14 protein-coding genes are annotated in these 12914 nt (G+C 65.3%); 4 read left to right on the forward strand and 10 right to left on the reverse strand.

Going from position 1 to position 12914, the window contains the following annotated elements; all coding sequences use genetic code 11:
• Window positions 1-170: 170 nt before the first annotated feature.
• The 4 genes from RAD15_RS10175 to RAD15_RS10190 all read right to left on the reverse strand — a co-directional run bounded on the left by RAD15_RS10175 (window position 171) and on the right by RAD15_RS10190 (window position 2463).
• Window positions 171-764, reverse strand: a complete 594-nt coding sequence (locus RAD15_RS10175; protein ID WP_458176875.1) for a cytochrome b/b6 domain-containing protein — start codon at window positions 762-764, stop codon at window positions 171-173.
• A gap of 13 nt (window positions 765-777) precedes the next feature.
• Window positions 778-1056, reverse strand: coding sequence for a PepSY domain-containing protein (locus tag RAD15_RS10180; RefSeq protein WP_458176877.1), 279 nt, complete (start codon window positions 1054-1056; stop codon window positions 778-780).
• 222 nt (window positions 1057-1278) lie between these two features.
• Window positions 1279-2091 carry an SDR family oxidoreductase gene (locus tag RAD15_RS10185; RefSeq protein ID WP_458176879.1) on the reverse strand — a complete coding sequence of 271 codons (813 nt, stop codon included), beginning with the start codon at window positions 2089-2091 and terminating at the stop codon, window positions 1279-1281.
• A 21-nt stretch (window positions 2092-2112) separates the two neighbouring features.
• On the reverse strand, window positions 2113-2463 hold the full coding sequence (locus RAD15_RS10190; RefSeq protein ID WP_458176881.1) for a hypothetical protein: 351 nt from the start codon (window positions 2461-2463) through the stop codon (window positions 2113-2115).
• An 89-nt stretch (window positions 2464-2552) separates the two neighbouring features.
• Between RAD15_RS10190 and RAD15_RS10195 the strand changes: the two genes are divergently transcribed.
• Window positions 2553-3083 (forward strand): TetR/AcrR family transcriptional regulator, encoded by a 531-nt coding sequence (locus RAD15_RS10195; RefSeq protein ID WP_458176883.1) that lies wholly within the window; start codon window positions 2553-2555, stop codon window positions 3081-3083.
• A gap of 58 nt (window positions 3084-3141) precedes the next feature.
• On the forward strand, window positions 3142-3339 hold the full coding sequence (locus RAD15_RS10200; protein ID WP_007598651.1) for a Trm112 family protein: 198 nt from the start codon (window positions 3142-3144) through the stop codon (window positions 3337-3339).
• Between the two features lie 221 nt (window positions 3340-3560).
• Here the strand turns inward: RAD15_RS10200 and RAD15_RS10205 are convergent, their stop codons facing one another.
• Window positions 3561-4781: a ubiquinone biosynthesis hydroxylase gene (locus RAD15_RS10205; protein ID WP_458176885.1), complete on the reverse strand. Its 1221-nt coding sequence runs from the start codon at window positions 4779-4781 to the stop codon at window positions 3561-3563.
• Between the two features lie 148 nt (window positions 4782-4929).
• Between RAD15_RS10205 and tesB the strand changes: the two genes are divergently transcribed.
• Window positions 4930-5793, forward strand: a complete 864-nt coding sequence (tesB, locus tag RAD15_RS10210) for an acyl-CoA thioesterase II (protein ID WP_458176887.1) — start codon at window positions 4930-4932, stop codon at window positions 5791-5793.
• An 18-nt stretch (window positions 5794-5811) separates the two neighbouring features.
• Here tesB and RAD15_RS10215 read toward each other — a convergent pair whose 3' ends face one another.
• The 4 genes from RAD15_RS10215 to RAD15_RS10230 are packed head-to-tail and all read right to left on the reverse strand — an operon-like array spanning window position 5812 to window position 10795.
• Complete coding sequence (locus RAD15_RS10215; protein WP_458176889.1) at window positions 5812-6774, reverse strand: Bug family tripartite tricarboxylate transporter substrate binding protein; 963 nt, start codon at window positions 6772-6774, stop codon at window positions 5812-5814.
• Window positions 6775-6833: 59 nt separating this feature from the next.
• Entirely contained in the window at window positions 6834-8051 is a 1218-nt protein-coding gene (locus RAD15_RS10220) for a CaiB/BaiF CoA transferase family protein (protein WP_458176891.1), read from the reverse strand.
• 24 nt (window positions 8052-8075) lie between these two features.
• Window positions 8076-9215, reverse strand: a complete 1140-nt coding sequence (locus tag RAD15_RS10225) for an FAS1-like dehydratase domain-containing protein (protein WP_458176893.1) — start codon at window positions 9213-9215, stop codon at window positions 8076-8078.
• A gap of 17 nt (window positions 9216-9232) precedes the next feature.
• A complete protein-coding gene (locus RAD15_RS10230; protein ID WP_458176895.1) occupies window positions 9233-10795 on the reverse strand; it encodes an acyl-CoA synthetase in 1563 nt (520 codons plus the stop codon).
• A 176-nt stretch (window positions 10796-10971) separates the two neighbouring features.
• Here RAD15_RS10230 and RAD15_RS10235 point away from each other — a divergent pair, with 176 nt between their 5' ends.
• Entirely contained in the window at window positions 10972-11748 is a 777-nt protein-coding gene (locus tag RAD15_RS10235; protein WP_458176897.1) for an IclR family transcriptional regulator, read from the forward strand.
• 64 nt (window positions 11749-11812) lie between these two features.
• Here RAD15_RS10235 and RAD15_RS10240 read toward each other — a convergent pair whose 3' ends face one another.
• The gene (locus RAD15_RS10240) at window positions 11813-12694 is read right to left on the reverse strand and encodes a GYF domain-containing protein (RefSeq protein WP_458176899.1); all 882 of its coding nucleotides are present in this window, start codon (window positions 12692-12694) and stop codon (window positions 11813-11815) included.
• Window positions 12695-12914 lie beyond the last annotated feature (220 nt).

Below are 12914 nucleotides of genomic sequence, written 5' to 3' on the forward strand. Positions count from 1 at the left end.
TCCGCGTTAATTTTCTGCAATGCCTAGTTGCATGCCTATCGCGAGGTAAATGCTTCCCGGCAAATGACGCCAGTTGGAGGTAGTTATGCGGGTTAGGACGGTTCCAGCCCCGTGAAACTACGCGGTTGAGCAGCCTGTGGTTGCATCCGCTGGAACTCAACCGATTCCGTTTAGGGATGATGCCGGATGCGCTTGCGTCCCGTGATCATCGCGCGGATCAAATTCTCGCGCTGGAGAATTCCCATCAGCACCACGCCCACGACGTGGAGCACGACCAGGATGATGACCGCGTCCGACGAATAGTGGTGGGTGTCCTCGACCCACCAGACGCCGAAGAAGGTCACGGTCACCGACATCGCGCCCGTAATCGTCGAGACGGCGATCGCCAGCAGCAGCGCCACCAGCATCAGGGTGCCGGCGGGATTGAGTCCGATATAGCGGCCGGTGATGCCGCGGCGCAGATTCCAGAGATAGCGTGGCGCGGCACGAAGCCTGACGCCGACCATGCGGAAGCGCGAATAGCGGCTTCCCCAGAAGCCCCAGACCAGACGGAAGGCGAGAAGCCCAAGCACCGTGTAGCCGACGATGCGATGAAGCCGATCATAGACGGTGGGCGTGAACCATGCGGCGAGAATGCTCGCCGCAAGCGCCCAGTGCCAGAGGCGCAGCGGGAGATCCCAGACTGCAACCGTCCGCGAAGCGACTCGATCCGCGGGGGTCCCGTCGGACACCCCGCGCGCTTGTGGCACCGCTTCTTCGATCAAGCGAGGATGACCCTTACTTGGCGACCGTCTTCTTCAGGCTGAGATCTTCGGGGCTGTAGAACAGCTCGTAGAGCTTGCCTTCCTTGACGCCATAGACCTCGTAGCAGGAGCCTTCGATCTTCGAGCGCCGCACCTCGTAACCCAGCGCCTTGGCCTTGGCTTCGGCCTCGCTGGCCGGCTTCCACGACGCCTTGTCGAGCTTGGTGCAATCCTTGAAACCGTCGGCCATGGCCGTCGATCCCGCGCCAATCCCAATCGTCAGTGCAATGGCAACAACACGAATGACCTTCACGAACGTCTCCTCCTCTGTCGGTCGCGCTGCGCGGAGCCGCGAAGCGGGACCGAAGGAAGCAAAGGAGAGGGTGAAGTCAATCGGGGTCGGGGCCCGCTGGCTTTAGATTTATTCTAACGGCCGAGAAAAGGTCAGCGCTGTCCGTGGGCAGCACGCATTTGGATGGCCGCTGCGGCCTTACGCCTCACGATTTGGGATAGCCTGCCGACCTCGCCAGCTGCGCTATGCCGCACTTCGCATCCCCGGATAGTTGCGCTGCAGCCAGTCCGTCCAGGTGAGACGTCCGCGCACGCCCCGGCTCACGACAAAACCCATGCCGCGCGCCTTCGCCTCCGGAAGATCGACCGGCAGGATTTTTCGATGCAGTCTCCTCGCATCCTGATACTGGCGGGCAAAGGCGACGAGATCGAGGTCCTCGGGGCCACCAATCTCCGCGCGGACACCGCGCTGCCCATCGAAGGTGCAGGCCACGACGTGGTCGGCAACGTCGGAAGTATCGACGGGATCGAACCGCGTCGTCGGCACCGGCCACACCGGAAGCCAGCCGAGGCCCGCGAGCAGCTTGTCGAGCAAATAGTAGAACGGCATCGCGCGAACGACGGACCAGGACAGGACGGATGCGCGCACCAGCCGTTCGCCGGCGAGCTTGACCCGGGCGTAGGGCAGGGTCGCTTCGTCGAGCCCGACGATCGAGACGTGGAGGAAGTGCCGCACCCCGGCTTCCCCAGCGAGCGACAGCAGCCGCTCCGTGCCCTCGACATCCACGGCCGAAGGCGACCTGAAGAAATCGATCGGGCGAATGCCGCCGCGGCGCGCGATCGGAGAACAGGTCGCCGCGTTGATGACCGTGTCGACGTCATGCAGCGCTGGCCGCAGCCCGGCGCCCGTGGCGAGATCGCCTGCGGCCCATTCGACGTCCGACCGCGCGCCCGGCGATCGCGCAAGGACCCGGACGCGACGTCCATCGCGAACGAGACGGTCGACGATATCCCGGCCGAGATGGCCCGTGCCCCCGGTCACCAGCGTCAGCGCCATGCCTCTACTCCCCTTTGGCGGTCAATAACCGGCGATCGCCATCGCGACGACCGCACTGAGCGCCATCCAGCCGAAGTGCCGGCCGCGCGTCGCCCATGCGTTGGCGAACGCGGAGAAGCCGAACACGCCGGCCATGGTGATGACGATCCAGTGCCGCGCCGGTTCCGAGCTCATCCAGGGCGCCGCGATCAGGAGTACGCCACCGCCGATCCAGGCAACGGTCGAGGCCTGCCAGACCAGGCGAATCAGGGTGCGGAGCCGTTCCGGCTCGATGTGGGCGCGCGCGAAGACCTTGGTCTCGCCGAGGATGCCATGAATGAGGGCCACGACGATGGTCAGGACGCCGGCGCACTGGAGCAGGAGATCGCGCATCAATGCCTCCATACAGTCATGTATGGTCAAATAGGCGCTCGCCTGCCGTCTGTCAATACACTAGTGTATGGTTGGATTTGGAACCCGACATGACGGAACAGCTCTCGGCCGACGACTGGATCAAGGAAGGCCTGAAGGCGCTTGCCAAAAGCGGCTTCACCGCGCTGAAGGCCGATCCGCTGGCAAAAGCCATGGGCGTCTCGCGCGGCAGCTTCTATTGGCATTTCGCCGATCTCGGCGCGTTCCACGCCGCCGTGCTGAAGCGCTGGCGCGAGATCGCGGCCGAGCAGATCATCGCCGACGTCGAAGCCGCCGGCGATGAACCGCTCAAGGCGCTGCTGCGGAGATCCTTCGGCGCGAAGCTCGACCTCGAGCGCGCGGTACGCAACTGGGCGGCGTTCGACGCGGCCGCGCAAGCGGCGGTGCGTGCAATCGACCGCCGCAGGCTCGACTATATCGAGGGGCTGCTTGCGATGCGCGGGCTCGAGGCGGCGACAGCGCAGGCCCGCGCGCAGATCCTGTACTGGACCTTTCTCGGCTTCGCGCTGTCGGGCCCACCGGTGCAGGCGGCACGGCTCCAGGGCATGCTCGACGAGCTCCTGGCGATGATCGCAGCCTGAGCCCGCGATGGGCGGACGCGAATTTCTGTGCTAGAGGCAAGCGATGCCGGAGACCCCCATGAACGCGCCTACCGAACGTCCCGAAGCCAGCGTCGATCCCAAATTGCTGGAGATTCTGGTCTGCCCGCTGACCAAGGGCCCGCTCGAGTTCGATTCCGCAAAGCAGGAGCTGATCTCGCGCAGCGCCAAGCTCGCCTACCCGATCCGCGACGGCATTCCGATCATGCTGCCGGAAGAGGCAAGAAAGATCGATTGAGGTCGTAGCGGAGCTTCGTCGTTTGGAGCGATGCCCGCGCCACACCCTCGGTGTCGTCCTGGCGAAAGCCAGGACCCATAACCACCGAATTGCGTTGCTGCATGCGCTGGCAACTCCGGATCTTCGCAAAACGATTGCTGCGGAGTATGGGTCCCGGATCTGCGCGCGCGTGGGGGCGCGCTTGTCCGGGACGACGACGGAGTGTGTGATGCGAGCGAAACCTATAACGCCTCGCCCTTCAGCAGCCGCGGCACCTCGCCCGTCAAGCCGGCGGCCTGGCGGATGAAGAGGTTCTTCAGCGGCGGGGCGCGGTCGACGAGGCCGAGGCCGATGTCGCGCACGGTGCGCAGCAGCGTCGACTGGTTCGAGAACAGGAAGTTCAGCGAGTTGGTGGCAACGCCCATCGCCATGGTGTCGAAGCGGCGCCAGCGCTGGTAGCGCTCGAGCACGTCGGCACCGCCGAGATCCATGCCGAGCCGCGCGGCGTCGACGACGACCTCGGCCAGCGCCGCGACATCCTTCAGCCCCATGTTGAGACCCTGGCCCGCAATGGGGTGGATGACGTGCGCGGAATCGCCGACCAGCGCGAGGCGCTCGGCGATGAAGGAGCGCGCGACGAAATAAGACAGCGGGAACGCGCGCGGCTTGTCGAGCGCCTTGACCTCGCCGAGATGCAGGCCGAAGCGCTGCTCGAGCTCGCGATGAAACTCTTCGTCGCTGAGCGCGATGATGCGCGCGGCCTCGGCCCGGCGTTCGGTCCACACCAGCGATGAGCGTTTTCCGGTGAGCGGCAGGATCGCGAAGGGACCTGCGGGCAGGAAGTGTTCTTCGGCGCGGCCCTCGTGATCGCGCTCGTGACCGACGGTAACGACGATGCCGGACTGGTCATATTCCCAGCCATGGGTGGCGATGCCGGCGCGCTCGCGCAGCTTCGACCGCGCGCCGTCGGCGGCGACCAGCAGACTGGCGGCGATGACGCTGCCGTCGCCGAGCGTCACGTCGATGCCGTCGGGACGCGCGTCGTAGGACGACACGGTGGTGGCGCGCAGATCGATGCCCTCGGCCTCGGCGCGCAGCACCAGCGCATCGATCAGGCGGCGGTTCTCGACCATGTGCGCAAAGGGCTCGCCGGGCGCGACATCGCCGGCAAAGTTCAGGAACACCGGACGGGTGGCGTCCTCCAGCCTGGAATCGGTGACGACCATGTCGAGGATCGGCTGCGCCTCGCCCTTGACGTCGTCCCAGGCGTCGATCGCCTCGAACAGGCGGCGGCAGGCGGCCACGATCGCGGTCGCGCGCGGATCGCGACTCGGCCGTACGCTGAGCGCGGGATCGGCGACGACGACGGGGATCTCGGGCCCCAGCCCCTGGCGCAGCGCCAGGGCGAGCGCCAGGCCTGCAAAAGCGCCGCCGCCAATGACAATGCTACCCTGTACCGACATACCAAGCTTCCCGGCCACCACTTCGCCAATTCCCGGTCTTGCTAGCAGACTTGAGGTGGGCGAAACAGGGCGGTGAAACAAGGGCTGAACGGCCCGAATGTGCCATTCCGGAGCAGCGGCCCGGAATGACGGCAAGAAAGTTCACGCCATGTCCAAAAGCCTGTTCGACCTCATTTCGATCCTCGACCTCGAACAGCTCGAGGTGAACCTGTTCCGCGGCAACAGTCCGAAAACGGACTGGCAGCGGGTGTTTGGTGGCCAGGTGATCGGGCAGGCGATGGTCGCGGCCTGCCGCACCGTCGAGGGGCGCCTGCCGCATTCGCTGCATTGCTATTTCATCCTGCCGGGCGATCCGCAGGTCCCGATCATCTACCAGGTCGAGCGCCTGCGCGACGGCAAGAGCTACTCGACCCGCCGCGTCACCGCGATCCAGCACGGCAACGCGATCTTCTCGATCATGGTGTCCTTCCACGCCGAGGAAGAGAGCACGTTCGATCACCAGGACAAGATGCCCGACGTGCCGCCGCCGGAAAAGCTGACCGCGGAGGAAGTCGCGAAGCAGCCGATCTTCAAGGAGATGCCGGAGTTCATCCGCCGCTACTACGAGATGGATCGCCCGATCGAATTGCGTCCGGTCGAGATCGGCCGCTATTTCGGCCAGAAGGTCGAGGACGGGCGCATCAACATCTGGATCCGCACGGCTGCGAAACTCCCCGACGATCCCGCGCTGCATCTGTGCGCGCTCGCCTACGCCTCGGATTTCTCGCTGCTCGACGCGATCATGGCGCGCTATGGCCGCACGCTGTTCGACAAGCGCATGATGCCGGCGAGCCTCGATCACGCGATGTGGTTCCACCGCCCGTTCCGCGCCGACGAATGGCTGCTTTACGCCCAGGATTCGCCGAGCGCGCAAGGCGGCCGCGGCCTGAGCCGCGGTCTCATCTTCAAGCCTGATGGCACGCTGGTGGCCTCGGTGGCGCAGGAAGGCTCGGTGCGCGAGCGCAGAACGTGATCTTGGCTGCAGGAGGCGTCAGCCGCCCTGCAGGCCCGTCGCCTTGATCACCGGGCCCCATTTGAGCCGCTCCTTGGTCTCGAACCGGGCAAGGTCCGCCGGTGTTCCACCGGCCGGATCGAGTCCCAGCTCGTGTAGCCGCTTCTTGGTCTCGGGCAAGGCGAGCGCCTTGGCGAACTCGCCGTTCAGAAGCTCGATGACGGCCTTTGGCGTGTCGCGCGGCGCGTAGAAGGCATTCCATCCCGCCATCTCGAAATCAGGCACGCCCTGCTCGGCGACGGGCTTCACGCCCGGCAGCAGTTCGCTCGGCTTCAGCACGGTGATGCCGAGCGCCTTCAGCTTGCCGTCTTCGATCTGAGTGCGCACCGCCGTGACCGTGTCGATCAGCAGCGGCACCTGTCCGCCGAGCACGTCGGTCATCGCCGTCGCCGAGCCCTTGTAGGGAACGCCGAACATCGGCGCGCCGGTCACCTCCTTGAGAAACTCGAAGATGACACGCGCCGTCGTGCTCGGCAGCGCGATGTCGATCCTGTCCGGCTTCGCCTTGGCCGCCGAGATCAGGTCGACCACGTTGTTTCCGGCGAACGACGGACTGGCCGTGATCACCAGCGGCAGCTTGCCGACCAGGATGATCGGGGCAAAGTCCTTGTCCGGCGCGAACCCCATCGCGGGATACATGAACTCGTTCATGGTCTGGGTGGCGTTGGTGCCCATCAACAGCGTGTAGCCGTCGGGCTCCGAATGCGCCACCTGCTCGGCACCGATATTGCCGCCGGCTCCGGGCTTGTTCTCGACATAGAAGCGCTGGCCCAGCGTCCGCGACAGATGGTCGGCGAGATAGCGCGCCACGACGTCGGTGCCCTGGCCCGCCTGATAGGGAACGATGATCTTGACCGGCCTCGTCGGATAGGTCTGCGCAAGGCTTGCGCAACTCCATAGCAGGGCCAGCCATCCCACGGCCCATCTCGCGGACTTCAGCATGCTCGTTTCCTCTCGTTATGATTATTTTGGTCGTCTTCTTGTTGTTGGCCGTCTTGTCGTTACGCGGTGTCCTTTCGTTGCGGCGCGACGATGCCGCCCTCGATCAGACTGTCGATCGTTCTCGCATCGAAACCGGCATCCGCCAGAATCTCGCGGGCATGCTCGGCGAAGCGGGGCGGCCGCCGCCCGGCGCGACCGGGTGTCTGACCGAGCTTCACGGGAATGCCGGGTGCACGGTGGCCCTCGCTTTCGACCAGCATGTCGCGGTGGGCGACATGGGCCTGCGCGAACGCCTGCGGCACGGTGTTGACGGCGCCGGCGGGAACGCCGGCCTGCATCAGATCGCGGCACAGGGTGGCCGATTCGAAGCCGGCCAGCGTGTGCTCCAGCTCCCTGCGAAGCGCGGCCACGTGAGCGAGCCGATCGGCGTTGGTGCGAAAGCGCGGATCATCCAGCAGGTCGCAGCGCCCGACCTTTTGGCAGAAGCGGCGAAATTGGCCGTCATTGAGGATGCCGAGAAAGATCTCGCCGTCGGCGACCGCGAACTTGTCGTAAGGCGCGATGTTGGGATGGGCGCTGCCGAGCCGACCGGGCGTATTGCCCGAGCAGATCCAGTTCGCCGCGTGTGGCACCAGAAGGCCGAGCGCGGTGTCGAACAGCGTCGCCTCGACGCGCTGCCCTCGTCCGGTCCGTTCGCGCGCCGCGAGCGCCAGCAAGACGCCCGTGAGCGCATTGTAGCCGGTGAGGTAGTCGACGATCGGAATGCCGACGCGCGTGGCGCCGGAGTCTTGAGTCCCGTTGATGCTCATCAGGCCGCACATGGCCTGGAGCACCGCATCGTAGCCGGGCAGTCCGCCGAGTGGCCCGTCGGCGCCGAAGCCCGAGATGGCGCAGTAAATCAAGCGCGGAAAGCGCTCGGACAGACGGGCCTCGTAACCGAGTCCCCAGCGCTCCATGGTGCCGGGCAGGAAGTTCTCCACCAGCACGTCGGCATCCTCTAGCAGGGCTTCAAGCACCGCACGCCCTTCTGTGCGCGACAGGTCGAGCGCCATGCCGCGCTTGCCGCGATTGACGGCGCCGAAATACGCCGCTTGTCCCGCCGCATCGAAGGGCGGACCAAGGCCGCGTGTCTCATCGCCCGATGGCGGCTCGATCTTGACGACATCCGCGCCATGATCGGCCAGCATCTGCGTGCATAGCGGCCCCGCCAGCACGCGCGAGAGATCGACGACCTTGAGGCCGGTGATCGCGCCGCGCGTGAGATCAGGTGCGGGCATGCTCATTCGCCCAGTTGGTGGTTGTCAGCTACGGTTCGGCAGCTCCACGATGCCGGTGCCGAGAACCGAGACCTCGTTGTCCTGGTTGTGGGCTTCCTGCTCGATCTCGACCAGGTGACGGCCGTTCTCGACGAATTTGCGCTTCACCTTGCCCTTGATGAACAGGATGTCGCCCTCGGGATTGTGCCGGCGGATCTTGCAGGTCGCGCGGCGCAGGAAACCGTCATCGCCCATCCAGTTGGTGAGGTGATGGGTGAGCCAGGAGCAGCGCTCCGGACCGTAATCATAGGCGCCGGGCGCGCCGACCTCGAGCGCGAACTCCTCTTCCCAGTGCACGCGCTCGGGACAATCGGGGATATTGAAGCGGTTCGGGATGCCGAGGCCGCGATGGGCGTCCTGCAGCTTCCAGGCGAGCTTGTTGGCGCGGATGTAGAGACCGCCCCAGCCTTGCGCATAGGCGATGAAGCCGGTGACCGTCATCGGTCCCTTCAGCATCACCGGCAGCGCCTCGCCTTCGGTGACGTCCTGCCAGTAGCGCGGACGCGAGCCCTGGATTCGCTCCTCGGCATAGTGCTTGTAGGCTGCGGCCAGCTCCTCCTCGCTGTAGCGGCGCGGTGCGCGGGCCTTGACCTCGCGGTACTTGGTGCCCTGGTCGCGCGCATGGTCGCGCTCGGTCCGGAAGCACCAGCTATCCGCCTCGGCGACGAGGTCGCCCTGCTGGTTGAAGAAGTCGACATGGTAGGTCTGCTGGATCGCGCGGCCGGCAAAGCGCGTCTGGTGCTCGACGAGATCCTTCAACTTGGCCTCGGTCGAAATGACGTCATTGCGCCTGACGGCCTTGTGCCAGGTCCAGTCCGCGCCCGACCACATGGCGTGGACGCCGGGCATCCCGCCGACATAGCCCGACACGATGCGGCTGGTGGAGAACAGGAAGCTCGGCAGGGCGATGATGCCGCCATAGCTCGATTTGGCGGCGTAGTCGGGATCGCACCACAGCGGGTTGTCGTCGCCGATGCCGTGCGCGTAGTGGCGGATGTTGTCGCGCGTCGCCTCATAGCACCAGGGCTCGGCGGTCACGCCGATGGTGATGCCGATGCGCTTGCGCAGATCGTCGAGGCCCTCTTCGGTGATCTTCGGAAATCTGGTTTCGGCCTTGTCCAGCATGTGACGTTTCCTTTCCTCTAATTCGTCGCTTCTGATTGTTTGGCGGCCCGCTCGCGGTCACGCAGCACCTTGCGGTTGACCTTGCCGGCCGGCGTCTTCGGCAGCTCCGTGACGAAGCTGAGGAGACGCGGATATTCGTGATGGCTGAGGCGCTGGCGCACGACGTCCTGGATCTCGTGCTCGAAGCACGTATCGCCCGGTCGGTCGGCGACCACGAAGGCCTTCACCACCTGGCCACGGAGCGGATCGGGGACACCGATGGCCGCGGCCTCGCGCACATGCGGGTGCTTCAGGATCGCATCCTCGATCTCGACCGCGCTCATGGTCCAGCCGGCGGAGATGATGACGTCGTCGGCCCGGCCGCCGTGATAGAAGTAGCCGTCCTCGTCGATGCGCCCGAGGTCCTTGGTCGCGATCCACTCGCCGCGGCGCCAGACCTTCAGCTCGCCGGTGACGCCGGGCGCGCAGGGCTGGCCTTCGGTGTCCTGCACCTCGACACGCCCGCCGGGGATCGGCTTGCCCAGGGATCCCGGCTTGACGACGAAATCGCGCGCGCCGGGATAGCTCACCAGGATCACGCCGATCTCGGTGGTGCCGTACATGCTGCAAACCTGATGGCCGAAGGTGTCGCTGACGAAGGCCGCCGTCTCGCTGTCGATCGGCTCGCCGGTGAACGACATTTTCTCCAGCACGTAGCGATAGCGCGGCGCCGCGCCCGAGTTCCGCATCATGCGGTAATGCGTGGCGGCCGCGGAGATGTTGGTGAACTGATGCTGCTCGAGCGCGGCCAGCAGCCGCTCCGGATTGAACTTGCCGGCATAGGCCCCGATGGTGATGCCGAGCGCCAGCGGCGCAAGGGTGCCGTGCCAGAGACCGTGTCCCCAGGCCGGCGATGACGGGCAGATGAAGCGATCACCGGGACGCAGACCGGTGCCGTACAACGCCGCGACCATCAGCGTCACGATCGAACGATGCGTGTGCTTGACCGCCTCGGGCAATGCGCGCGTCGTCCCCGACGTGTATTGAAACAGCGCCATCGCGTCGGCCGCCGTTTCAGACGTGAAATGCGGCGCGAAGCGCTGCAGGCCGTGCAGGAAGGCGTCGTCGGCGACCACGACCTCGGTGCCGATCCCGGAGAGAGCCGCCGCCTTCTCCGCGTTCGTCACGATCAACCGCGGCTTGCAGTCGTCCACACGCAGCTTGACACCGTCGGGACCGAACAGCGTGAACAGCGGCACAGCGATGGCGCCGGCCTTCATGGTGCCGAACACCGCCACATAGAAGGCGCGCGAGGGCTCCAGCATGACCGCGACGCGATCACCGACCTTGATTCCCCGGCTCACCAGATCATGCGCAAAGCGCGAGGACGCTTCCGCAAGCTCGGCAAAGCTCAGCACCTCGTCCGGACCATCGGCGTGAACCACGATCACCGCCGGGTTGGATCGGCCGGCGTGCCGGTCGATGCATTCATGCGCGATGTTCAGCCGTGCGCGATTGCCGTCGAACAATTCCCAGAGCTTCTCCGGGGAGAACATCGTCTGCGCGGCGGCGTAGCTCGTGAAGTCGGTCAGCTTGCTCATGACCGGCAAGATACCGACGCCGCACTAATTGTCAAATAGCACTATCAATTGTATATATACAATTAGCGAAACGACGAACCTTGCCGCGCATGCGGCGCAACGAGGACGATGAAAGCTCTGCTGGTGATGCTGCGACGGTGTTGTTGCACTCGGGCGGCTGTTGTACCGATACGATCATGCCGAATGCCAAATCACCCCGTGTCCGTGCCGTGCCTGCGGTCACGCGCGCCGTCGCCATCCTCCGCCTGCTCAGCCGCAGTCCCACGCCGCAGACTCTCAAGGCGATTGCGGAGACTCTCGAGCTGGTGCCGAGCACGGCGTTGCACATCGTGCGCGCGCTGCTGGCGGAGGATCTCGTGCAGATCGATCCGCAGACCAAGCGCTACAGCCTCGGCGTCGGCATGCTGCCGCTGGCGCGCGCGGTGCTGGAGAACGCCGATTTTCCCAGCCTGATGCGGCCGCGGCTCGAGGAGATTTCAAGTCGCTACGGCGTCACGGCGATCGGCGTCGAGGTGCCGGACCTCGACAACATGATCGTCGTCGCGCTGGCGCGCAGCCAGGCGCCGGTGCGGCTTCACGTCGACATCGGAAGCCGTTTTCCGGCGCTGATCAGCGCGACGGGCCGTTGCGTCGCCGCCTTCAGCGGCCAGCCGGAGAAGGAGATCGAGAAGCGCTTTCGCCTGCTGCGCTGGCACAACGCGCCGACCTTCGAGGCCTGGCGCAAGGAAGTCGATCAGGTGCGCAAGCAGGGCTTCAGCATCGATCGCGGCAATTACATTGCCGGCGTGACGATCGTCGCCGTGCCGGTGCTGAATGCAAAGGGAACGATCTCGCACACCATCGCGGCCGTCGGTCTCGGCAGCCAGCTGGATCGTGCAACCTCGCTGGCGCTGGCGCGCGACATGCGCACGGTTGCGGAAGCGATCGCGCCGCAACTGTCAATTCACGCCTAGAGCTTTTTCCGTTCCGATCAAATCGGAACGGAAGCTTCGTGTGCGGGTGGAAGAGCCGGTCGCCTTAGACAGAGCCGCGCGGAGCGAGCTCGGTCTGCGAGGCAAACCAGCTCATGATCCAGCGATACACCCACGGGATCGGGATAATGAGGCTGCACAGGATCGCAGCCACGATGCCGCGCCAGAGGATGTCGAGACCGCTACCCCTGAACACGATCTCGCGCCGCGTGCCCTCGATGCTGCGGCAGAACCAGCGCATCTGGGCGGCGGCCACCCAGGCCCAGCCGATGATGGTGATAATGGAAATCGCGAACAGCAGATTCCAGCCGATATAGGCCCAGACCGAACCGGAGAAGCTGAGACCGAGCGGCTGCCCGTTGGAAGCAAGGTTTGCGATCATCCATTTGATCAGCAGCCAGTAGAGCACGATCTGGACGATGAACAGCAGATTGCTCAGCAACTGGCTGCCGACAAAGCCGAGCGCGATCGCCAGAACGATGAAGCCGAAGAACCAGGGCACCAGCGTCATCGCGTTGCCGGTGAAGCTGAGATTGGGCCGCCCGGGAACCTTGAAGCAGGGCACGATCCATTTCGTGTACCAGACGAACAGCCACGGCACCGGAATGACGAAGCAGGAGCCGATCACGAGCACGAGCGTGCGCCAGGTGAACTCGAGGATGCCGAAATCGACGGCGAGTGATCCGCCGCTGGCCGCCCCACCGTAACCACCAGCGCCCCTCATCGGGGGCCCGCCGCCCGGAATCATCGGCGGCGCACCGCCGCCGAGCAGCCCGGGAATCTCGGCAGCCTTCTGCCAGCCGGCCATGCCCTCGGTCCACACCAATGTGTCCGGGCGCACGATGCCCTGAGCGACCAGATCGCGGAATTGCCCTTCCGGATAGGGCCCCTGCTGCTTGCCCTCGGATGCGTAGAACCAACTCGCCATGAAGCGTCCCCCTCGAACATACTTATGTACCGGCCCGGACGCTTGGGTTCACCGCATCCATGCCAAAAATGCATTGTGAAGGATGAACGGCTGCCCTGTACAGAGGCGGCCATTCACATGGCCCAACGTTTTTCCGCTTCAATCTGCAACTTTTTTATGCCATTTGCCCGGAAAGATGCCAGATTGACGCTGCGCCGGAGACATGCGGCGCGGCGCATCC

The organism is Bradyrhizobium sp. 14AA (assembly GCF_054185205.1).